Origin of the sequence: Pseudomaricurvus sp. HS19 (genome assembly GCF_009857815.1) — a bacterium.
Lineage (GTDB): Bacteria > Pseudomonadota > Gammaproteobacteria > Pseudomonadales > Cellvibrionaceae > Pseudomaricurvus.
The window spans coordinates 25,728-48,274 of the sequence record NZ_WVVW01000008.1; the positions used below are offsets into that span (position 1 = coordinate 25,728).

At 56.9% G+C, this 22,547-nt stretch carries 25 protein-coding genes; 19 read left to right on the forward strand and 6 right to left on the reverse strand.

From position 1 onward, the window contains the following. The first annotated feature begins 39 nt into the window (after positions 1–39). The 5 genes from GSF27_RS12390 to GSF27_RS12410 all read left to right on the forward strand — a co-directional run bounded on the left by GSF27_RS12390 (position 40) and on the right by GSF27_RS12410 (position 4,290). On the forward strand, positions 40–495 hold the full coding sequence (locus tag GSF27_RS12390) for a nuclear transport factor 2 family protein (RefSeq protein WP_160969508.1): 456 nt from the start codon (positions 40–42) through the stop codon (positions 493–495). Positions 496–647: 152 nt separating this feature from the next. Further along, positions 648–1,904: an amidohydrolase family protein gene (locus GSF27_RS12395; protein WP_160969510.1), complete on the forward strand. Its 1,257-nt coding sequence runs from the start codon at positions 648–650 to the stop codon at positions 1,902–1,904. Positions 1,905–2,137: 233 nt separating this feature from the next. Further along, positions 2,138–3,046, forward strand: a complete 909-nt coding sequence (locus GSF27_RS12400; protein ID WP_160969512.1) for an NAD(P)-dependent oxidoreductase — start codon at positions 2,138–2,140, stop codon at positions 3,044–3,046. Then, a complete protein-coding gene (locus GSF27_RS12405; RefSeq protein WP_202410433.1) occupies positions 3,046–3,801 on the forward strand; it encodes a hypothetical protein in 756 nt (251 codons plus the stop codon). Before GSF27_RS12400 ends, GSF27_RS12405 begins: the two co-directional genes overlap by 1 nt. A gap of 21 nt (positions 3,802–3,822) precedes the next feature. After that, entirely contained in the window at positions 3,823–4,290 is a 468-nt protein-coding gene (locus tag GSF27_RS12410) for a nuclear transport factor 2 family protein (RefSeq protein WP_160969514.1), read from the forward strand. Between the two features lie 116 nt (positions 4,291–4,406). On the opposite strand, the gene GSF27_RS12415 is transcribed toward GSF27_RS12410, so the two are convergent. Next, positions 4,407–5,417, reverse strand: coding sequence for an aldo/keto reductase (locus GSF27_RS12415; protein ID WP_160969516.1), 1,011 nt, complete (start codon positions 5,415–5,417; stop codon positions 4,407–4,409). Positions 5,418–5,668: 251 nt separating this feature from the next. On the opposite strand from GSF27_RS12415, the gene GSF27_RS12420 reads away from it, so the two are divergent. The 6 genes from GSF27_RS12420 (at position 5,669) to GSF27_RS12445 (ending at position 11,867) form a co-directional block, all read left to right on the forward strand. Continuing rightward, positions 5,669–6,430 (forward strand): SDR family NAD(P)-dependent oxidoreductase, encoded by a 762-nt coding sequence (locus tag GSF27_RS12420; protein ID WP_160969518.1) that lies wholly within the window; start codon positions 5,669–5,671, stop codon positions 6,428–6,430. Between the two features lie 12 nt (positions 6,431–6,442). Beyond that, a complete protein-coding gene (locus tag GSF27_RS12425) occupies positions 6,443–7,240 on the forward strand; it encodes an alpha/beta fold hydrolase (RefSeq protein WP_160969520.1) in 798 nt (265 codons plus the stop codon). Positions 7,241–7,269: 29 nt separating this feature from the next. Then, complete coding sequence (locus GSF27_RS12430; protein ID WP_160969522.1) at positions 7,270–8,208, forward strand: metallophosphoesterase; 939 nt, start codon at positions 7,270–7,272, stop codon at positions 8,206–8,208. Between the two features lie 24 nt (positions 8,209–8,232). Next, on the forward strand, positions 8,233–8,604 hold the full coding sequence (locus GSF27_RS12435) for a hypothetical protein (protein WP_160969524.1): 372 nt from the start codon (positions 8,233–8,235) through the stop codon (positions 8,602–8,604). A 34-nt stretch (positions 8,605–8,638) separates the two neighbouring features. Then, positions 8,639–9,316, forward strand: a complete 678-nt coding sequence (locus tag GSF27_RS12440) for a dienelactone hydrolase family protein (RefSeq protein ID WP_160969526.1) — start codon at positions 8,639–8,641, stop codon at positions 9,314–9,316. 358 nt (positions 9,317–9,674) lie between these two features. Continuing rightward, positions 9,675–11,867, forward strand: coding sequence for a TonB-dependent receptor (locus GSF27_RS12445; RefSeq protein ID WP_160969529.1), 2,193 nt, complete (start codon positions 9,675–9,677; stop codon positions 11,865–11,867). A 58-nt stretch (positions 11,868–11,925) separates the two neighbouring features. Here the strand turns inward: GSF27_RS12445 and GSF27_RS12450 are convergent, their stop codons facing one another. From GSF27_RS12450 to GSF27_RS12470, 5 genes are all read right to left on the reverse strand, one after another. Next, positions 11,926–12,411 (reverse strand): hypothetical protein, encoded by a 486-nt coding sequence (locus tag GSF27_RS12450; protein ID WP_160969531.1) that lies wholly within the window; start codon positions 12,409–12,411, stop codon positions 11,926–11,928. 65 nt (positions 12,412–12,476) lie between these two features. Further along, on the reverse strand, positions 12,477–12,974 hold the full coding sequence (locus tag GSF27_RS12455) for a hypothetical protein (protein ID WP_160969533.1): 498 nt from the start codon (positions 12,972–12,974) through the stop codon (positions 12,477–12,479). A 25-nt stretch (positions 12,975–12,999) separates the two neighbouring features. After that, positions 13,000–13,569, reverse strand: coding sequence for a CDP-alcohol phosphatidyltransferase family protein (locus GSF27_RS12460; RefSeq protein ID WP_160969535.1), 570 nt, complete (start codon positions 13,567–13,569; stop codon positions 13,000–13,002). A gap of 41 nt (positions 13,570–13,610) precedes the next feature. Beyond that, positions 13,611–14,138, reverse strand: a complete 528-nt coding sequence (locus GSF27_RS12465) for a CDP-archaeol synthase (RefSeq protein WP_202410434.1) — start codon at positions 14,136–14,138, stop codon at positions 13,611–13,613. Positions 14,139–14,194: 56 nt separating this feature from the next. Next, positions 14,195–14,998 carry an SDR family NAD(P)-dependent oxidoreductase gene (locus tag GSF27_RS12470; RefSeq protein WP_160969537.1) on the reverse strand — a complete coding sequence of 268 codons (804 nt, stop codon included), beginning with the start codon at positions 14,996–14,998 and terminating at the stop codon, positions 14,195–14,197. A 190-nt stretch (positions 14,999–15,188) separates the two neighbouring features. On the opposite strand from GSF27_RS12470, the gene GSF27_RS12475 reads away from it, so the two are divergent. The 8 genes from GSF27_RS12475 (at position 15,189) to GSF27_RS12510 (ending at position 22,542) form a co-directional block, all read left to right on the forward strand. Continuing rightward, complete coding sequence (locus tag GSF27_RS12475) at positions 15,189–15,650, forward strand: GbsR/MarR family transcriptional regulator (RefSeq protein ID WP_160969539.1); 462 nt, start codon at positions 15,189–15,191, stop codon at positions 15,648–15,650. A 109-nt stretch (positions 15,651–15,759) separates the two neighbouring features. Then, on the forward strand, positions 15,760–16,767 hold the full coding sequence (locus GSF27_RS12480; RefSeq protein ID WP_160969541.1) for an NAD(P)-dependent alcohol dehydrogenase: 1,008 nt from the start codon (positions 15,760–15,762) through the stop codon (positions 16,765–16,767). A gap of 63 nt (positions 16,768–16,830) precedes the next feature. Further along, on the forward strand, positions 16,831–17,310 hold the full coding sequence (locus GSF27_RS12485) for an NADAR family protein (RefSeq protein ID WP_160969543.1): 480 nt from the start codon (positions 16,831–16,833) through the stop codon (positions 17,308–17,310). Positions 17,311–17,512: 202 nt separating this feature from the next. After that, entirely contained in the window at positions 17,513–19,078 is a 1,566-nt protein-coding gene (locus GSF27_RS12490; RefSeq protein ID WP_160969545.1) for an AMP-binding protein, read from the forward strand. Between the two features lie 217 nt (positions 19,079–19,295). After that, complete coding sequence (locus GSF27_RS12495; protein WP_160969547.1) at positions 19,296–19,652, forward strand: hypothetical protein; 357 nt, start codon at positions 19,296–19,298, stop codon at positions 19,650–19,652. Positions 19,653–19,750: 98 nt separating this feature from the next. Continuing rightward, positions 19,751–20,446 carry a hypothetical protein gene (locus GSF27_RS12500; RefSeq protein WP_160969549.1) on the forward strand — a complete coding sequence of 232 codons (696 nt, stop codon included), beginning with the start codon at positions 19,751–19,753 and terminating at the stop codon, positions 20,444–20,446. 158 nt (positions 20,447–20,604) lie between these two features. Further along, a complete protein-coding gene (locus tag GSF27_RS12505) occupies positions 20,605–21,297 on the forward strand; it encodes a hypothetical protein (protein WP_160969551.1) in 693 nt (230 codons plus the stop codon). Positions 21,298–21,408: 111 nt separating this feature from the next. Continuing rightward, positions 21,409–22,542, forward strand: coding sequence for a DUF262 domain-containing protein (locus GSF27_RS12510; protein ID WP_160969553.1), 1,134 nt, complete (start codon positions 21,409–21,411; stop codon positions 22,540–22,542). The last annotated feature ends 5 nt before the right edge of the window (positions 22,543–22,547 follow it).

The window sequence follows — 22,547 nt, forward strand, 5'->3', positions numbered from 1 at the left end:
ATCCCCGATTTGCCATATTCGTTACTCAGGAGAGATGAGATGACTACCCCGGAAAAATTGCAGGCCTGGATGGAGCTGTCCGAGGCCAAAGCCCGTTACTGCCGCTATCTCGATAGCAAGGAGTGGGAGGCGTTGGCCAACCTGATGCTGCCGGAGCTGGAGATGGATGTTTCCGGCTCGGCGCCGGATATGCCGGTAATTCAGGGGCGTGACAAGGCGTTGGCCATGGTGCGCGGCTCCATTGGTGAGGCCACCACGGCCCATCAGGTGCACAACCTGGAGCTGAGCCTGCGTGGCGACGAAGCGGACGTTATCTGGGCCATGCAGGATCGGGTGCTGTGGGGCCCGGAAAAACCGTCGCTGGTGGGCTATGGTCATTATCACGAGACTTGGGTGCGCCGCGACGGTGAGTGGAAAATGGCGAAACAGCGCCTCACCCGCCTGCATATGGATTTCGCGCCTCCGGCACAGCCTGCAGAGAAAAGCGCTGGCTGAACCGGCAGAGGCAACCCCGGTTGCCCCGTCAGTCATTTTGCCGCTGGCGGGGTAACCTTAAGATGGCAGGTCAAGATGGGATAACCGTGATTCCCTGATTTGACACTGACTCGCTCAAACAGACCCGTTCAACTACCGCAAGGAACCCGGCTGTGACTACTATTCTGATAAAAAACGCCCAGGTATTTGATGGTACCGGCGCCGAGCCTTTCGCTGGCGACGTACTGATCGCCAACAACACCATTGAATCGGTAACCCCCGCCGGGCAGGCCAGTGTGTCTGCCGATCAAACTATCGACGCCGCCGGCAAATTCCTGATGCCAGGCATGACCGAGGGCCACGCGCACCTCTCGTTTGACGGTTTCACCTGTACAGAAGACCTGATCGCACCCACACCGGAAGCCCATGCTTACCTTACCGCCCGGGTGGCTAAAAAGTTGCTGGATGCCGGTTTCACCAGCGCCTATGGCGCCTCCGAAGCCAAGCTGCGCCTGGGTGTGGCGGTACGTGATGAGATTAATGCCGGCCGCCTGCCGGGGCCGCGCGTACGCGCTGGCTCACTGGAAATCACCGTCACCGGTGGTCTGGGCGACGAGAGCCGCCTGCACAATCCCCGTGGTTCGGAATCACCCGCCATGGTAGTGGATGGTCCGGAAGAGATGCGCAAAGCGGTACGCATCGCCTGCCGCGAGGGTTGCGATAACATCAAGCTGGATGCCTCCGGCGATCCTTTCTACCCGGCGACACCGGCGCACGCCACACCCATGTCCCTGGAAGAGATGCAGATGGCGGTGCGCATCGCCCACAGCTTCGGCAAGATGGTCAACGCTCACGCCCGTTCCATCGAATCCATCCAGAACTGTGTCATCGCCGGCGTCGACATGATCTACCACGCCGAATACAGCGACGAGAAAACCCTCGATATGCTGGAAGAGGTTAAAGACCGCGTCTTTGTCGCCCCGACCGTCGGCCTGTTCTACCACATGCTGCATCACGGTGAGCCCTGGCTGCCCAAGCCAGTGGTGGAAGCCATGGGTATCCCGGCGCTGATTGAGGAGTCCTGCAAGACTCACTCTGAACTGCGCAAGCGTGGCATCCGTCACCTGATTGGCGGTGACTACGGCTTCCAGTGGAACATGCACGGCTTGCAGGCCCGCGACCTGCAGTGCTTTGTGGATTACTACGGCTATACCCCTGCGGAAGCACTGGTGTGCGCCACCCGCAACGGCGGCCTGGCCATGCGTCCGCAGGGCGATCTCGGCACCATCAAGGCCGGCCAGCTGGCGGACATTCTGCTGGTGGACGGCAACCCGCTGCAGGATCTGGGGGTGCTGACCCAGCATGAGAAGCTGGTGATGATCATGAAGGACGGTGCCATTCACAGTATCGCACCGGCGCTGCAAAGCTGATCGGGGCTGTCACTGCTAAAGCCGTCAACCAAAACAGCAAGAAACGGCTCTGTGCGCTTGAGCCGTTTCAACCCTGTCTGTGCCGCCTTCGGGCGGCACAGTTATTTTCGGGCCGCCATTTATGGCAGGCTGGAGTTTCCCGCTCTGTTCGCCACTTGCACTCCTTAACTGGACACCTGATCACTTAGCCGTGTAAGTTTTTACCGCAGTACCACCCAATCAAGGAGTGTGTTGTGCTGCAAGGCGAAAAAATTCTAATAACAGGCGCCACCGGCAAGATTGCCTTTCCCATTGCCAGAGAGCTGGCCGCCAACAATGAGGTGTGGGGCGCTGCCCGACTGCAAAAGCCGGGCGACCGGGAGAGGTTACAGGCCGCCGGTATTACCCCGGTAGCTGTAGACCTGGCCAGTGGCGACTTCTCCATGTTGCCGGACGATTTCTCCTACGTGTTTCACGCCGCCGTCGATCCCGGTCTGGGTGACTGGAACAGTTGTGTCAGCACCAACGCCCACAACTCCGGTGATTTGCTCTACCACTGTCGCAAGGCCAGGGGCTTTGTATTCTGTTCTACAGGCTCGGTGTACGGTTATCAGGGGCAGCGGCCGCTGACCGAGCAGGATCCGCCGGGTGTGCCACTGCGGGCTAACTACAGTTTCTCCAAAATTGCTGCAGAGGAAGTGCTCAAGTGGGTCGCGGGTCACTTCAGCATCCCGCTCACCATTATCCGTGTCTGCTCCACCTACGGTCCCCTGGGTGGCGCGCCGGCGGATCGCTTCAACGCCATCCTGCAGGGCAAGCCCATTCGCCTGCACCCGGATGCACCCAACAACTACAACCCCATCTATGAAGACGACTATGTGGTGCAGGGCATTCGCGCCATGGAAGCCGCGCGGGTACCGGCGCTGACGGTCAACTGGTCCGGCAGCGAAACCGTAAGCATCGAGGATTACTGCAACTACCTCGGCTCCCTGGTGGGCATAGAGCCGGTGTTTGAATACACGCCGGATGCCCATACACCGCTGTGGCCCGATACCACGCTGATGCATGACGTGCTGGGTAAAACCCGGGTACCCTGGCGCGAAGGCATGCGACGCATGGTACAGGCACTGCATCCGGAATTGGTGTTGAAGGAGGGCGAGTGATGGCGGCTCAGGTCATGGACTTGCCCGGCACGCCTTCGGATCAGGTGCCGGAGATACTCGCCACCGGTCGCAGCGATGTGGGCGCGCTGTTTATCTCCATGGCAGAGAAGCACCCCGAAGGTGCCGACGCCGAATACCTGCGCTGGCACAGCCTTGACCATCGCACGGAGCAGATGCGGTTGCAGAGTATTCGCAGTACGTTGCGTGTGGTATCGACCCCGGCCTGCCGCGACGCACGTGCCGCGCAGAGTGAACAGCTGCGGGACACAGATCATGTGATGATCTATTTTTTCCGCAGCGTTGATGGGCTGGATGAATTCAATGCGCTCTCCGATGGGCTGCGCGATGCCGGTCGCTCGCCGTTTATTCTTAACCCGCTGGAGCGTGGCGTGTATAACGTGTCAGAACGTGCGGCCGCGCCCCGCGCCAAAGCCGGTTGTGATGTGCTGCCATGGCTGCCGGTACAGGGAGTCTACCTGCTGATTGAGCAGGGTGAAGCGGTTGCTAACGATGACTTACTGGCGGTGGACGGTGTGGCTGGTACCTGGTCGGCCACCGCGCAATCGCATCCGTTTGCCACTGCCTCCGAGGGACAGCGCATCACGCTCTGCTTCCTGGATGATGACCCGCTGCGGGTGGCGGAGAAAATAACGCCGGTGCTGCAACGGCGCTGGCAAACGTCCGCTGCGATTCCACAACTGGCGGCGCCGTTTTACACTGTGATTCCCTGGCAGTGGGATCGTTACCTGCCCTGAGTTTTCTATCGGAGATTCACCATGACCCTGGATGAGCTGCTGGCCAGAGAATCTATTCGACGCACCATGGCCCGTTATACCACCGCCGGTGATCGCCTGAAGGTGGAAGAGTTTCGCGCGGTGTTTACGGCCGATGGCATCTTGCAGTCGGAGGGTGTGAGTGACGCCGACAGTTTTTATTTTGAGGGGCGCGAGGCCATCGGCGGCTGGTTGCAGCGCTGGCTGGAACCGTCCGCTGACCAATCACCAAAAGCGACGTTTGTGCGGCATCACCTCGCTACCTGCGATATTGAACTGACCGGGCCGGACAGCGCCCGCGCCCGCACCTACTGGACCGCCTACACCGATATCGGTGCCGATCACGGCGGCTACTACCTGGATGAGTTCCGCAAGCAGGGTGATGAGTGGCTGATCGCCCATCGCCGCGTGCGCATGGACTGGCGCGCGCCCAACAGCCTGTTTGTGAGTGCGGTTAGTCGCACACGTTAGCCGCGGACCAAAAGATCGCCCGGAGGACCGGGCTCCTACGGCGTAGGAGCGCGGTCCCCCGCGCGATCCTTTCACCTGGGCTTGTTGCCAATGTATGTGCGGGCTTACTTCGCGCCTCAGCTAAAATCCTCACTGTCGATATTGGCCCGCATGGCTTCACTGTAACGATGGCCATGGATGGTCTGCTGGTTGATTAGTTGATCCAGCCGCTGCAGGACATCCGCGTCGGGTTGCCAGTCGTGACGGGCCATATTCTCTTCCAGGTGTTTCATGTTGCCGGTGCCGGGAATGGCCACCACATGCTCACCCCGTGACAGTACCCAGGCCAGCGCCAGCTGTGCCGGGCTCACCCCCTGTTCGGCGGCAATACCATTGAACTGGCAGATCAGGCCGTAGTTGTGGCCCCAGTTCTCTGGCAGAAAGCGGGGCATGGTCTTGCGGAAATCGGTGTCGCTGATCTGCTCCGGACTCTGCACACTGTTGGCCAGCACGCCGCGCCCCAGTGGCGAGAAAGCGACGAAGGTGGTGCCCAGCTCACGGCAAGCGTCCAGCACGGCAATTTCCGGGTTGCGGGTCCAGAGGGAGTACTCATTCTGCACTGCGGTTATGGGGTGTACCGCTGCTGCCCGGCGCAGGGTAGGGGCAGACACTTCTGACAGACCGATACCCCCGATCTTGCCTTCCTGCACCAGCTGGGCCATACCTTCTATAGCTTCCTCAATGGGAATACTGTCGTCGTGGCGGTGCAGGTAGTAGAGGTCGATGTAGTCGGTCTGCAGCAGGCGCAGGGACTCTTCACAGGCGGCGCGGGTGGCTTTCGGGCTGCAATCAATCCAGCGTTTGTTGCCTTCCACGTAGATGCCGGTCTTGGAGGCGAGGAAGAACCGGTCCCGCAAGCCCCGCAGGGTTTTGCCCAGCAGGGTCTCGTTATGGCCCATACCGTAGAGACGCGCCGTGTCCAGGTGATCGTAGCCCAGGTCCAGGGCGCGGTGCAGGATCTCAACGCCCTGCTCATCCGGGAGCTGGCCGCCGTAGGCCAATGACAGGGACATGCAGCCCAGGCCAATGGGGCAGACACTGTGCGTGCCGAGAGTGCGTTTACCCGCTGCGGGGGTGGCTTGAGTCATAGGCGGCTCCAGTCGGACGAGGCTGTTGATTATTGTTGGTATCGACAGCAGGCCATTGTATGTAGAGAAGTGTTAGCAGGCTGGTATTTGCACAATTGGCTATGCCAGACTCTGCGACCTGATGGTTTTCAGAGCATAACCATAGCACGCCTGAGGGCCGCTGCCTGCTGCCCGGTATGGGCTGCCTGGTATGGCTACCTGGTATAGAGAGATGCGAGAAAACCGACAAACGATAACAATGAGGTGAATGTATGAGCAAACGTCTGCAAGGTAAGGTGGCAGTGATCACCGGTGGTGGAGCAGGATTGGGACAAACTTGCGCGGTATTGTTTGCCCGCGAAGGCGCCGACCTGATTCTGACCGATATCAATGAAGCTGGCCTGCAGGAGTCTGCCGAGCTGGTGCGTGCCGCCGGTGCCCAGTGCTCTGTATACGCCTTCGACATTGCTGACGAAGCGGCGGTGAAAGCGTTTGGCGAAGAGGTGTGCGCCAGCCACCCCAAAATCGATGTGCTCTACAACAACGCCGGTATCGCCTACGGCGAGATCAACAAGATGATCAACGATGTGAGCAAGGATCGCTGGCTGCACTTCCTGGCGGTCAATACCGTGGCGCCCATGCTCATGGCGGAAGCCCTGCGCCCGTCGCTGGCGGCGGCCAAAGGCCTGATTATCAACCAGTCCTCCATGGCTTCCTACGCCCCGGCCACTGTCTATGGTGTGACCAAGGCGGCGTTGAATTCCATCACTTACGGTATGGCCAATATCTACTCTGCGGATGGTATTCGCTGTAACGCCATCGCCCCGGGTCTGATGGAAACCCCTGCCAATAAGGCGGCGCTGCCACCGGAGACTCACGCCCGCATCAAAGGTATGCAGCTGATCGACCTGGACGGTACCGCTACCGATATTGCCAACCTGGCACTGTTCCTGGCGTCGGAAGAGGGCCGCTTTATCAACTGCGATATTCTCAGCTGTGACGGCGGTAACCGCCTGCGGGGCTGGCGCGGCTGATGCCCCTTCGCCATGCAGGAAGTTGAACAGCGCCTGACGCTGAACGAAGTCGAGTGGCACTGCCGGCAGCGGGGTGAGAACCCGCAGCTGGTGTTGCTGCATGGCTTCGGTGGTGACCTGCATACCTGGGACGCATTGCTGCCGCTGCTGCCGGATTCCCTCTCCACCCTGCGTTACGATATGCGCGACTTTGGTTTGTCGCGCGCCCGCCACCCGCAACACCCTTTCAGTCACGCCGACGACCTGTTGTCCCTGCTGGATGCCTTTGAGATTGAGCGTTGCTGCCTGTTGGGCAGCTCCATGGGTGGTGCCACCGTGCTGCATGCGGCACTGAACCATCCCGATCGTGTCAGTGGCCTGGTATTGATCAGTCCTGGCATGGTGGCCTGGGAATGGTCGGAGGCGTGGCGGCAGCTGTGGCGTCCCATGTCCGAAGCAGCCCGTAGCGGTGACCTGGATCGGGCGCGACAACTCTGGTGGCAACACCCCCTGTTTGAATCCACACGCAACAGCACCGCAGCGCAGTCGTTTTACGCTGCGGTGCAACGCTTTGCCGGGCGCCAGTGGGTGCAGGATCCGCAGCAATACAGCTTGCCGGATATCGAAAGACTGCACACCTTACAGGCGCCAACCCTGCTGCTCTCCGGCGCCCTTGACCTGCCGGACTTTCAGTTGATTGCCGATGTGCTCGAAGCTGCGGTGCCCAATTTGCAGCGGCGCAACTTTGCCGATGCAGGGCATATGCTGCATCTGGAGCAGCCACAGGCCTGCGCAGAGGCTGTAGGGGACTTTCTGCACACTTTGCGTTAGGCCAAAAACTATAATAACGAGGAATCACCATGTTCAGAGCTCAACTGAATTTTGTAGTTGTTATGCTGGCAGTCGTGTGGCTTGTCGGTTGTGCCACCACTAACTCGGAGCCGGTGGAGAGCGACACATTTGTTGTGATCGGTGATCGTACCGGCGGCGAGCGTCCCGGTGTCTATGCCGAAATGATGCAGTACGCCGCCACTATACCGGCAAAGGCCTGGTTGTCAGTGGGCGACCTGATCGAAGGCTACAGCGAAGATCCTGCAGTCATTGCCGCAGAGTGGGCCGAATTTGACAAGGTAATGTCTGCCTATGAGGTGGATTTCGAACCGGTACCCGGTAATCATGACATCTCCAATACATTGCAGAAGCAGATGTGGGTAGAGCGTTACGGTCGCACCTATACCAGCGTCCGTTATGGCGATGTACTGTGGTTGCTGCTGGATACGGAAGACCCACCGGTGGCGCTGTCGCCGGAGATGATCGCCGGCCAGGCGCGCTTGATGGCGGCCATGAAAGCCAATCCGGAGGCGACGCAGGCGGCACTGCTGAAGTCGCGGAAGAATACCTCTGAGCCGGTCAAACTGCCGGGCAGCGTGGCCATCAGCGCGGAGCAGCTGGCCTGGGCACAGCAGGTTCTGGAAGAGAATGCCGATGCCCGCTGGACCTTCGTCATTATGCACAAGCCCGCCTGGCAGTATGAGCACCCCCGTTTCCTGGAGCTGGAAACGTCACTGCAACAGCGCAACTACACGGTGATTGCCGGTCATGAACACTATTTTCAGCAGGAGCAGCGCTTCGGCCGTGATTACATTACCATGGCCACCTGTGGCGGCATCTGGTTGCAGGAGGGCGCCGGAAAAATTGATCACCTTCTGGAGATTCGCTGGCAGGGTGACAAGCCCGAGCTGCTGAACCACATCCGGGAGGGTGACAACTTCCGGGTAGTGCCGCTGGCTGACAAATAAAAAATAACCGGGGGAAATTGCTCGATGAAAAAACTGTTGTTGATTGTGCTGGGGTTGCACATCGCTCTGGAAACCCTCATGGGTGGGGTGCTGGTGGTCTCACCGCAGACGCTGATGCCGGATGGGCCGGAAATGCTGTGGCGCGGACTGATCGTGCAGGGCATGTGCGCGTTGGCCACCGTGGTGCCGGCCATCTGGGTCTGGCGTTGCCGTGAGCAGGAACCGGCGCTCAATGTCGGCCTGATCGGTCTGGCTAGCTTTCACAGCTTTATCATCCTGTCACTGGCGCTGACCTCGCCCGCCATCAACGAACTGCCGGGCTACACTCATCACCTGTTGCTGGCCATTGGCTTCTGGGTGCTGTGGGCGCGCCGCCATACCCTGACTGCGGCCTGACATATAGTGCGCAGGGCCTGATCCGGAGTTGACCATGACAGTAATCGGCAAGATGACCACCATCACCGCCAGCGACGGCTTTGAGTTTGATGTCTATGTGAGCGGCGATGTGCAGGGTGCTGATGCCGCTGTTATTTGTGTCATGGAGGCCTTTGGGCTCAACGACCATATCCGTGCTGTTGCTGACGGTTATGCCGCGCAAGGTTACGCTGTCGTAGCCCCTTCTCTTTATGATCGGGAGGCCAAACAGCTGGAGTTTCCATACAGCGATATCCCTCGCGCGGTCCAATCCATGAAGGCCAACGGTTTTGAAAATCCAATCATCGATCTGCGTGCTTGTGTGGCCTGGCTGCAGGCCCGTGGTGTAAAGAAGATTGGCGTAGTGGGCTACTGCTACGGTGGTGCCATCAGCTGGCTGGCGGCAGCCAGAGTCGATGGCATTGATGCCGCCAGCTGTTACTACGGCACGGCCATTACTGCGTTTGCCGATCAGCACCCGCGCTGTCCCACCATCACTCACTGGGGCAGGCAGGACGTCAGCACACCGGAGGAGAAAGTTTCCGCCGTTGCCGCTGACAACCCGCAGGTGGAATTCTACTGGTACGACGCCGGGCATGGGTTTAACTGCACCGGCCGTGCCGATTTTCATCCGCCTTCTTCCGCACTGGCGCTGCAGCGGACGCTGGAACATTTTCGTCAATATCTGGTTTGACCGGTGCTGCAACGTCTGTGTCACCGGATTTTTTATTCCGGTGTTTTTCGCAGCATCCGTTAACTTTTGTTAGCGTTTTAGACGCTGTTGATTGGTTGGGTACGCTCGCTGACAACAAGTGTTTATAACCCCACTTCTTTTTTGCCTGTAGCGGTAGCCTGTTGACTCTGCAGCGGCAGCCTCATTGCCCCATTTCAATCGCCGTGCTTTTATCGGGGCGCCTGCGGGACTCCAACAACCATAAATATGTTCCCGGATTTCAGGTGATCAACTGCCAGCTACTGACCGTGGCAGCTATGGTCGTGCCCGACCCAAATCAGACTTTTTAAGATAACGATAATAGAGTCAGGAGATTCTGATGGACCTAAACACACAACGCCCTGCTCGCAGGGTGTCTGGTACCTTTGCGCTGGCAACTCTGGCAGTGGCGATAGCCAGCACTGCCGTACAGGCCCAGGAAGCCCCCGCACAGAAAGGCGCCCGTACCCTGGAAGAGGTGGTAGTAACCGCCCAGCGGCGAGAAGAAAACCTGAGTGATGTACCGATTTCGGTGGTAGCGATCTCCGATGATGTGCTGTCCCGCGCCGGAGTGGATGGCACTGCTGCGATTTCCGAGATGGTGCCCAGTGTGCAATTGGTACGCTCCGGCCCCTCGGGCATGTTCTTTGTGCGTGGTGTGGGTAATACCAGTGGCGGTACTGGTGAAGAGGGTGCCAACGCCATGTACGTGGACGGTGTGTTCCTGCCGGACCTGAAACAGTCCATTCTCAAGTTCAACAACATCGAGCGTATCGAGGTTCTGAAGGGACCGCAGGGCACTCTGTTTGGTCGTAACTCGTCAGGCGGTCTGGTAAACGTGATTACCAAGGAGCCTGGCGACGAATTTGTCGCCGATATCAAGTTGGGTGTTGCCAACTACGAGACCAGTACCGCGCAGGCCTACGTGGCAGCCCCGCTGACCGATACCCTCAGCGCCGATCTTGCCATCACCTCCACCAATCAGAGTGAGGGCTGGGGCGAGAACGAGTACAACGGCAAGGATGTGATGAAGGGCTGGGATTGGGGTGTGCGCTCCAAGCTGGTGTGGACACCCAGTGATACCGCGAAAATCAGTACCTCGCTGGAGTACACCAAGCAATCCGATGATTTCACCACCTCGTTCCGGTTGGCGCCGGAATCGGTGGGACTGGCACCAGGCTCCGGTGCTTTCCTGCCACCGGATGATCCCTATGACACCAATACGTCTGACCTGCAGGAGAACACCCAGCGTACCTGGGGCGTCAACATTACCGGTGAATTTGACCTGGGCTGGGCTACGCTGACCAGTATCACTGCCCATCGTGATAATGAAAACCTCAGTGCTCTGGATCCGGACACCGGTGCGGCGCCGGTGTACCACATCGATATCGACTCTACCACAGAGTCCTGGCAGCAGGAATTGCGACTGGCGTCCAACGATGCAGACTTTATCAGCTGGCAGACAGGCCTGTTCCTGTTGCGTACCGAAAATGAGCTGAATCCCCAGGAGTCCTACGGCATAGCCCTGGGCGCGGTGGGCGGCGGCACCGAGGTCTACTCAACCCTGACAACCTGGTCGACAGCGGCTTTCGGTGAAATGACCTTCCACCTGAGCGAGGCAACCCAGCTGACGGCCGGCTTGCGTTACACCATGGACAAGCGCAAGATTGAAGCCGAGACCTACATCTACGCTTTGCCAACTATGCCGGTGAGCAGCCTCACTGATTCGGTGGTGGATGAAGAGCCCACCTATCGTTTGGCGTTGCACCATGACCTGACCGACAGCATCAATCTTTACGCGTCCTATAACCGTGGTTTCAAATCCGGCACCTATTCCATGACCGCCTATGTGGATCCACCGGTCGCACCACAAACCATCGATGCGTTTGAAGTGGGTATGAAATCGACCTGGCTGGATGAGACCCTGCGCCTCAACCTCGCGGCCTTCCACTACGAGATCGACGACTATCAGGTGCGAGCGGCCACCGGCGTGGGGGCGGACCCGGTTCTGTTGAACGCCGCCGAGGTGGAAGTGGATGGTCTGGAAGTGGAGTTCGAAGCGCTGCCGACCGATAACCTGCGCCTGTTTGGCTCGGTAACCTGGCTCAAGTCCGAATTTACAGACTTCCCGTTTGCCCCGCACACCATCCCCAATCCATCCAACATTGGCGGTGCCTCCACGGTGCTGACGAGTGCCAAAGGCAATGACACGCCGCTGGCGCCGGAGCTGGCCGGTAATCTGGGGGTGAGCTACACGATTCCTCTGGATTCCGGCCAAGTGGATATGACCCTGCTCTACAGCTACAACGACGGCTACTACTTCGAGCCTGATAACCGCCTGGACCAGCCGGCGTTTGATACCATCAATGCCTCACTGCTGTATCAGGTTGGTGAGCACTGGGCGCTGGAGGCCTGGGGTCGTAACCTGACGGATGAAACCTATTACGTGCAGAAGCTGGGCAGCGCCCTGGCGGATGTGGCGGTGCCGTCGGCGCCGCGTACCTACGGCGTCAGTGTCAGTTACAGCTACTGATACACCGCTGCGGTGACATCGGGACGGGGCTCATAGGGGCCCCGTTTTTTATTCAGTGTCAGAAATTGTTGAGATCGCCATCACCAAAAGGTGCTTCTGCCGGTGCTGTTGCCGCCAGCGCTTCCTTGCAGGCCCTTACCCGGGAAGAGTAGCGGGAGTAGTGCTCAAGCAGCGACTGCTGGATGGCCATTTTCTTCATAAACGAATGTTGCCGTGGGAGCGTCAGCAGGCGACTGCTGGCCTGTTTCATATCGTCGTCCATCACTTGTACGCAGGGATGCAGCTCGAAGTCGCTATATACCGCCTGTTGCCAACTCTGGTCGTACATAAACACTTCGCCGGTGTCCTGGAAGTACATAAGATCGGTGCCGCCGTCTTTATCCAGGTCCTGCACACACATGTCGTAGATCAGGTAATGGGCGCAATAGAGCGATGCCGGGTCGGTCGCGCTTTGCTTGTCATGGTTGCTGGCACAGCCACCCAGCAGTGAGACAGGGCCACACAGCAGCATCAGGGTAACGGCGCAACGACAGGGATTTTTCATGACGCCAGTCTGGACTGGCCGGATGAACACTTGTTGATGATTGCATGAAACTTTGATTACGGCAGTTATGGCGGATATGGCACCTGGCTGAAATCATCCATGTCGGGATCGCCGAAGGGCTGTTCCTCCGCAGGCTGTTTGGTACAAGCGCGGATCTTCGGGTAATAGCGCAGGTAATCGTAGAACAACTCCTTTTTCGCACTCATTTCACCTATCGCTGAACCACCTGGTGGCACGGTTAACAGCGGACTGCTGGCCGCCTTGGTTTCGTCGTCCAGGATTTGTGCGCAGGGGTGCAAGTCGAAGTCTGCCGATATCCGCTCCTGCCAGTCGTGGTCGTACATAAACACTTTGTTGGTGTTACTGAAATACATCAGGTCTGCGCGGCCGTCACCGTTCAGGTCCAGCATGCACATGTCATAGACCAGATAGCGCGTACAGTAGCGCGGTGCGGTCGCCGTGTGGGTAGATTGTGGTGGCGCCGGGCTGCTGCATCCGCCGAGCAGCAGACTGGCGCCACCAAACAGCAAAGTGGCAATGGCGATAGGGCGGGATCTTTCCATGGCGGTCGTCGGCGTGTTCTGTCTGTTACGGGTCTCTTGTCTGTCGCAGTTGCAGGATGCTGCGGATGTCAGCGCGTTTGTGTCGCAAGGTCAGGGTGATGGCGATCTCTTCTGTGGCCGCCAGCAGGCAGAGCCCGGCTGCCAGCCAGATGGGCCATTGCAGCAGCCCCGCACACAGCAGCAGGTAACTGAGGATGGTGCAGGCGACGGCAATTTTGACCAGCCAGGTGTGATAGCTGGTGATGCTGCCGAATTTAACCAGGCCGACCAGGGTTGGCAGGGTAAAACTGCCGACAATAACCAGCCACGCGGCCCAATAATCCTGCACCAGCTCCGGCCACAGTAGCCAGGTGCACAGGGCCAGGGTGGTGTAAATCAGGAAGTCGCCCCAGCTGTCCAGCTGTGAACCGAGAACCGTGATCTGATTGAGGCTGCGGGCGAGAAACCCATCCAGTACATCGGTGAAAATGGTAACCACAACCGTAAGCAGATAGAGCTGGGCGTGTTGTTGCAGTGCCAGCCACAGCAGCAGGGGAGCCATCAGCAGGCGCAGCAGGCTGACCAGGTTCGGGGGTGTGAGCAGGATGCTTTGCATGTAAAAAGCTCCGCGACCAATGTACGGGTTACCCGGGTACATCAATAGGGCTGTTTGCGAATCCCCAACCGGAAGAGTAGCACCGAAAACACCATCTCCAGCAGCATAAACAGCAGCGGTATCAGCAGTACCTCCAGCCACTCCAGTGCCAGCAGGGGTTTCAGCAGCAGCGCCGGCAGCAGGGCTTCGGGCAACTGGTCCAGGCCGGTTGCCCTGGCGCTGGAAGCGCGCCCGAGGCGGCGCTTGCAGAAGCTGGAAAAGAGATCGCCCAGCATGGCCAGGGCAGCGGTCAATGTGCCCAGCCACCAGTGGTGCCCCAGCAGCGGGGCGGACAGCGAGGTCACCAGCAGGGCACTGGCAAGGCCGCGCCAGGTTTTGCTGGGGCCCAGCAGGCGGCGTTGATCCCGCCAGCAGCGGTGAGCGTCCACCGGCCAGCTGTAACGGGCTCCCAGCCAGCGTGTCATCAGCACCGGCATGGAGTTGGCCACGATAATCAGCAGCAACAGGTGAGTGGCGGTGGCAGACATGGGGAACAATCCTTGTTCGGCGGTGCTATTGGTTACCAGCATAGCAGCCGGTGCATCCCTGCGCCGGTCTGAGGTGGTGCTGGTTACTGCGGTGTGGCTTACACGGCGAAGTCGTAACCACCGTTCACCGGGTAGGTCTGACCGGTGATCCAGCTGGCGGCTTCGGAGCAGAGAAACAGGGTCATACCGGCGACATCATCCGGCTTGCCGAAACGGCGGATCACATAGCGGGAGACGTGGGCCTTGGCCTGGTCACTGGCCAGGAACTCGCTCTTCTGTGGCTCCGGAATGGGCGGCTCCAGGGTCGACAGCGAGATGCAGTTGCAGGTGATGTTGTAGCGCCCGGCCTCCTTGGCCAGGGAGCGCATAAAGCCGGTGGCAGCTGCCTTGGCGGCGCCATAAACGGCTAGCCTTGGCTCACCAACACGGCCGGCGTCGGAAACGATGGTGACCACCCGGCCACGCTTCTGCTCCACCATGCCAGGCAGCAGGGCGTGGCAGCAGTTCATCACCCCGGTGAGGTTGGTGTGGAAGTAGCGATCCCAATCGGAGGGGTCGGTTTCCCAGAACAGTGGCGAGTGGCGCATCTCGGTATTGGGGCCGGCGTTCCCGGCGTTGTTCACCAGCAGGGTGATGGGGCCCAGCTCGGCGGTGGCTTTGACGGCGGCCGCGCGCACCGATACCAGATCGCCCACGTCGGCCTGCACGGCACAGGCGGCCACACCCAGTTCACGGATTTCCGCAGCGACCGCTTCGGCGCGCTCCAGCACGTAATCATTGACGGCAATACCACCGGCGTTGTGGTGGGCCAGTTGCAGGGCGATGGCGCGACCGGCACCCTGGCCGGCACCGGTGACAAAGGCAACCTGTCCCTGCAGGTCCAGTGGGTCGTTTCCAATCATTAGGCAACTCCTGTCCGGGGATTACCTGTCCCGGAGCGTTATTGTTATGGTGTTCGTCCCGCGAGGGGGCGGACGGGTTATCGTCGGGCTCGTGGCCTGCAATCAGCATAGTGCCTCAACCGGCACCGGCGGCGATCTTTACGGCTGAATTTCAGTTGACCCGGGCAGTCATTTTTATCATATTCGGCATATGTCGAATATAGCAAAGATAAAACTTAACCCGGCCCAGCAGCACTTCATCGAAGAGCTGGCTACCCTGCTGCTGCCCTGGGGCATGCAGGGCGGGGTCGCACGACTCTATGCCCTGCTGATCCTGCAGCCGGAGCCCGTCAGCCTCGATGCCATCTGTGAGGCGCTGGAAATCAGCAAAAGCACAGCCAGCGTCACTGCCCGCCAGCTGGAGCAGGCCAAGCTGATCAAGCGGGTGCCGGTCAAAGGCAGCAAGCGGGTACTCTATGTGGCTGCCAGTGATAACGCGGCTACGGTGGCGGACCAGGCGCTGATGCTGGGTCGATTTGCTCAATTGCTGAGCTCACACCAGAGCGCGGCCGAGAGCGAGGTGGTGAACCGGCGGCTGCAAACCATGGCTGATTTCTCGCGGGTGATGCAGCAGGTGATGGAAGACGCTATTCGCACTCACAGCAAGGCGTGATCCCGGCCGCTCTGCCGCGGCCTGCCGGATGGTATGATCCTGAACCCTGGTGCGCCTACCAACGGGAACATGCCCACGGAATAACACGGAATAGATGGAACCGAGAACAATGAAAGTTTTCCGCACCCACACCCTCACGGGTATTGATTCCCTGCAGCTGGAACAGGTGGCTGCTCCCGGTCCATTGGCCAGTGGGGAAGTTCGTGTGGCCATGCGTGCCGCCTCGCTCAACTACCGTGACCTGCTGGCCCTGTCAGGCAAATTGCGGGCGCCGGAGGGTGGTTTGGCTGCCCTCTCCGATGGTGCCGGCGAGATCACCGAGGTGGCCCCGGATGTGAGTCATGTAAAGGTGGGGGAGCGGGTGGCACTTACCTTTAATGCCGGCTGGATCGGCGGCGACTGGCGTGCGGATGCGGCGCACCTGAACACCCGCTGCTGTCCCCTGCAAGGGGTAATGCAGGAGGAGATGGTGGTGCACCACAGTGAGGTGGTTACCTTGCCATCCAACCTCAGCTTTGCCGAGGGCGCCTGCCTGCCCTGTGCCGGCGTCACTGCCTGGCACGCACTCTGTGCGGCCCGACCACTGCAGCCGGGCATGAGTGTGCTGTTGCAGGGCGCCGGCGGTGTCTCGACCCTGGGCCTGCAATTCGCCAAGGCGTTTGGTGCCAGGGTGATTATGATTTCGTCGTCGGATGAACGCTGTGAACGATTGAAATCGCTGGGTGCAGACGAGTGCATCAACTATCGCGAAGAGCCCGAATGGCAGAACCGGGTACGGGAGCTGACCGGCGGGCAGGGCGTGGATCTCTCGGTGGACCTGGGTGGCGCGGCCACCATCGACCGTACCCTGGGTGCCACTGCCATGGGTGGTCGTATGGCACTGGTAGGCCTGTTGGGTGGCTGGCCGGATAAACTCTCTTCCATCTTCTCGGCCAGCGTCGATATCACCCCGGTCAGGGTCGGTAGCCGTGACGACTTCGAAGCCATGAACCGCGCCATCGCTTACCAGCGAATCCAGCCTGTCATCGACAGTCGCTACGGTTTTGAAGAGTTGCCACAGGCGCTGCAGCACCTGGCCAGCGGGCGTCAGTTTGGCAAAATCGTGATTGAATTCTGACGGCTGGCTATCAGCCGGCCGCTGTAAGTAACCAACATTCTATTGAGTAACGCCTGGACCCCAATGAGTATTTTTGCCGAAGAAGACACCAATAGCCTCTACCTCTCCCGCACCGATAAAGAGGAGTTGCTGGGCACCTATTCAGATCATGGTATCGAGCTGGAAGGGGAGCACTGGCCGACGGTGGAGCACTATTTCCAGGCCAGCAAGTTCAGCAACAACCTCGCTTATCGGGAGAAGATCCGCAACGCGGCAACCCCGGAGCAGGCTCACAAGCTGGGCGAAAGCTGGCTGAAGCGCAAACGCAGCGACTGGAAACAGGTGCGTGAAGTGATCATGACCCGCGGCGTCTACATCAAGTGCCGTACCTATCCGGCAATTGCGGAACAGTTGCTGCAGAGCGGTGACCAGCGACTGGTGGAGAACAGCCAGTACGACTACTTCTGGGGCTGTGGCCGTGACCGGCGTGGCGATAACCGCTACGGTGCGGTACTGATGAACGTGCGCTCCAAGCTGCAGCAGGAGGCGGCTGAAAACAGCTGAGCTTTCCGCGCTGGCGTGATACTGCGTGCAAGGTGAATTACAGCAGAGCTAACACCGTTGTCGTTCCCGCGAACAAGGTGAATTGCAGCACCGCTGCAAGAGAGGGCACTCCGGGGTGGGCGGGAATCACAATGTCATTCCCGCGAAGGCGGGAATGCATAAGCTGGACACGAATAACAAAAAATAGCTGAAAGGAATCCGAATGATGAGCGACCTGCATCGCCCCCTGTACGTACCGGAAATTCTGGTCAACGCCCTCAACCAGGACGAGACCCGCCCCCTGATACAGCTGCAGGGCAGCGCCGCTACTGCGGGTGCCAGCCTGCTAACCGTCGGTGATGTACGCGATGCCGCCAGCCAGTTTGCCCAGGCGTTACAGGGTATGGGGCTGGGCAAGGGCAGTCGTATCGGGTTGTTATCGCCCAATCGTCCCGAAGTGCTGCACGTTGCCAATGCGGTACAGGTGCTGGCGTCGGTCTACTCGCCCATGCACCCCATGGGCAGCTTTGACGATCACCTCTTTACCCTGACCGATGGCGAGCTGGATGTCCTGATCTTTGATGCCGAACGCTACGGCGATCATGTCGCCAAACTGGCAGCGCAGCTGCCCCGGCTCAAACTGATCTCATTCGGTGATCACCCCCTGGCCACCAACCTCACCACACTGGCTGCCAGCTACGCCCCGCAGAAACTGGTGGCACCGCGGGTCGAGCCCGACGATGTGGTGCGCCTCGGCTACTCCGGCGGCACCACCGGCAAGCCCAAGGCGCTGGCCAGTGTGCAGCGCACCGGCCTGGTGACCATTCAACTGATGCTGTCGGAGTGGGAGTGGCCCAACCCGCCGCGTTTTCTCTCCTGTACGCCTCTCAGTCACGCAGGGGCGGCGATGTTTATTCCGGTGTTGATGAAAGGCGGCACCATGCTGGTATTACCGGGCTTCGACCCGGTCACCGTAATGCAGACCATACAGGACCAGCGCATCAACTGCATGATGCTGGTGCCCACCATGATCTACGCATTGCTGGATCACCCGCGCTTTGATGAGTTCGATCTCTCCAGCCTGGAAACCGTGTTCTACGGCGCGTCGGCCATATCACCACCGCGCCTGAAAGAAGCCATCGAACGCATCGGCCCCGTCTTTATGCAGTTCTACGGTCAGGCGGAAGCTCCCATGTCGGTCTGTGTGCTGCGCAAAAGCGAACACGACATTAACGACCTGCAGCGACTGGCCAGCTGCGGCCGTCCCAGTCCCTGGTTGCATGTGGAAATGCTGGATTCGGACAACCAGCCGGTAGCCGATGGCGAGCCCGGTGAAATCTGCGTGCGTGGCCCACTGGTGATGAATGGCTACCGCAACAACCCCGAACTCACCGCCGAAACCTTCTCCGGTGGCTGGCTCCACAGTGGCGATGTCGCCGTGCGCGATCCGGGCGGCTTCCTGCGCATTATCGACCGCACCAAGGACATGATCGTCAGCGGTGGTTTCAATATCTACCCGCGCGCAATCGAAGACATCCTCGCCGAACACCCGGCGGTATCACAGGTAGCGGTTATCGGCGTACCGCACGAGAAGTGGGGTGAGGCGGTAAAGGCCCTGGTGGTGCTGCGGGCTGGGCAGTCAGTCGCCGCCGAAGAGCTGGTAGCGATGGTGGCCGATCGCAAGGGCGCGTACCAGGCGCCCAAGTCGGTGGAGTTTATTGATGCGATTCCGCAAACGCCGGTGGGTAAGCCGGACAAAAAGGCATTGCGGGCGATTTATCAGGCTTGATGTGAGCGGAGAAGAATGTTGCGCCAGATTTTGTCGGGGCGATTTTGAAAATTATCGGGGCGGTGCCCTTTTAGCTGCCTGAAGGGATTTTTTAAGATTGTTCGCCATGAAAATCAGGTGGTTACAAGTAGGTGGAAACTGGATGCCCAATTAAAAGGGCATCCTGCTAATTACTATTATGAGGGCGCAGCCCTCATTAACAGACTGTTATAGCTAAATGAAGAAATTACTACTTTCATTAATCATCGTGGCACTTTCAGGTTGTTCTGGGCCTTCAATTTATGAGCAAGTTGCTAACGACATGAATGGTGCAGAGTTAATTGATAAAGTGTGGTTGGTCGGCATTGACTGGATTCCATCAGGCAAAGAAATAAACTATCAACTTTCTGCCGAGGATCGTGATCTCGCAAAAAGTGCCCTCAACTCATGTGTAGGTGAACTTACTGAGGAAGCGGGCAACGAATTACAGCAGCCAAATACTAAAAGGCTATCTGTTGCAACAATACAACTAACATTGTGTATGCAAAGAAAACAATGGGAGCCATCTGTAAGCTCCGCAATACTTACGAGATAAGCTATAACAAGGCGGTGTTGTCGCCTTCGGCTGGGACTGCCATTCCGCTGGCGCTCCATGTCAGCCCCAAACCGCGGCGTTAGGGTGAAAAAGAGAATATGGAAGCGATCACCATAGTTGCAACAATAATCGGTATTGCCGCAGGAGTGGTCACACTAATCAAGGAATGGCCCGTTATAGTCAAGGCGGCTTCTACGTTACGGGAGAAGGCTGCCAACTCTAAGCTGCCAGACTTTAAGCGGCGAAAATTGATGGTGGCCTTATCTTTAGGAGTCGCAGGGTCGATAATATATGCCTCGTTTCCTTTGCTAAAGGAAACAGTGAAGAAATTATCAACAGTAAGGCGACCTTCTGAAAATGATAAATTTGTAAAAAATGAAACTTCTGGAATCATACATCATGCAGAGGTTTGTGCAAATCATCTTCCCAATAACCTCCTGGCGGTAGAGCCCAGAGAGCTAATATCTTCTGAGTCTATTCATGAGTCAAAACTTAATCACATTGCGAGCCTAGAAGACTTAGAAATTGAGCGTGAAGCGATCATCATAAACGCTATAAAGAAAAGTCCAACTAGCACACACCTGTACAAATATCTTGTAAGTGAGTGGGGCCGTAAGAAAGAGTATTCTAGAATACATACATTTTTGGAGACGAATCTGGAGCACTTGAAATCACTTCTGTCTCAGTACGCATATGATAAACGTCTCAATAAAAAGTACGAAAAGGCTATAGCTGAACTAGAGCAACGTAGAGATAAGGCTCGGTATCTTGCGAAAATGGCTAATTTTTCTTGAGCTGTTGTGTTTCGGGGAAACTGCAATTGGCCTGAGCCAATTGGCGAGGGTGGTTCGACTCCACCGCAGCTCACCCTACAAGTGGCTGTTGCCGGACGCGACTACGCTGCGCTCTGGCACGCCGCAAAGCCAAGTATTGAGCATTTTTGGAGAAAGTGGTGGCAAAAATCGATTCAGACGTACTGATCAAAGCCGAAAGCGTCATGCCAATAGAGTTAGTTCAGTCAACAAAAAACCTATTAGATGTCGTCATTTCCAACATCCCATTTATGGTGACGATCTGCGTGGTTATTTGTGCTGCAACAGTAACATACCGGAGCAACCGAAAATCAGTAGAAGCTCAGAATAAACTGTCTCAAAAGGCATTAGAAAAACAAACAGAGTTAGCAAATGAAGCCAAGGACGCTGAGCATCAAAACAAAATATCTGAGTTTCGCCACCACTGGCTCCAAGAAGTTCGAGGCACCGCATCCGAGTTAATTAAAGTGATTCATGCATGTCAATACTTCACTATGGTTCGTAATTTTTCCGATGATCGCGTCAAACAAATTGAAAAAATAACCTCCGATCTTGAAGTCAAAAGTTTACATGATGAACTAAAGGTTTCTTATGAGACCCTTATGCAGAAAAGAGCAGACTTCTATAAGTATAATGCAAAGTTGAGATTGCTTTTCAAAAACGGTGACTCCCAGACAAAAAAATTGTTTGAGTATCTTGACGGTGTGCTCGCCGATATGGGCGCTTTAGATAAGAGGGAATTGGATAATAAAGTAATAGAAAGTATCACGGTGGAGCTTCAAAAAATCCTCAAAGATGAATGGGAAACCACCAAAAAGCGCTCATGGCTGTAATATGCTTAACAAGGTGGTCAACGGGTCGCCAACTGCGCTGCGCTCCGTTGGCGCCCATTACCACTGGCGTTATGCATTTTATGAAGTAACACTAAGAATTGAGGAATTGATATGAACCCTTTAGATGCGCCACCAGAATTTTTGGATGTTCCTCCCGAAGAACAAGATGATTTCTATAGCGATGACGATCTTTTCAAAATCCAGTCTTGGGGTGCGGATCTAAGCTTTCGAGAATTAATATCACGATATGATGAAGATGAGCTTGTAAAGCCGGAGCTTCAAAGATATTACGTTTGGGATAAGTCAGAAGCATCTAGGTTTATTGACTCAATTCTCCTTGGATTGCCAGTTCCTAGTATTTTTCTGGCCAAAACAAAAAATGAGAAACTGTTGATAATTGATGGTTATCAACGCCTGATGACAGTGCGAGATTATGTAAAGGGAATTTTTTCAAAAGATGGAAGGGTGTTTAAGCTGTCAAGAACTGAAAAGGTTCATTCAAGATGGAGAGGAAAGGCTTTTGCAGAGCTTGAAGAAGAAGAGCAACGCAGAATAAGAAATACAACCATCCACGCAATTATATTTATGCAACGTAGCCCCTCTGTTGGTGATACTAGCTTGTTCCAGGTTTTTGAACGAATAAATTCAAGTGGAAGAACTTTGCTTCCGCAGGAAATAAGGAATTGCGTCTATCAAGGACCATTTAATTCTTTGCTATTAAAGCTCAATGAAAATGAATCGTGGCGAAGGTTGTTTGGAAAGGAGCTAATAGATGATCGCATGCGAGATGTTGAATATATTCTGCGTTTTTTTGCATTGTCTTCAGATCAGATACTATTCGACGATGACCCGCCATCGAGAATATCACTCAAAAAATACCTTAATCAATTCATGGATCTATTCAATGATCAGGAGTATATGGCCTCATTTGAAAGTAAATTCACAAATGCTATTTCTAAAGCCGAGGAAGCATTCGGCGAAAGTGCTTTTCACAATATATCGCAAACAGATCCCAATCATTTGGTAGAGCGTTTTAGTCCCACCCTTTTTGACTCGGTTCTTGTGGCATTCTATCTGGCGGAGAGAGACGGGAAACCTGGTATCGGGGCCGACTCTGCTAAATCTAGAAAGCAAGAAATTCTAAGAGGTGAAGAATTTCAGCGCCTATTATCTCAAGAAACGATGAGGGTCCCGAACATCCGAGACAGAATCTTTAGAATGTATAACGCATTATTCTCGGAGTGATTGGC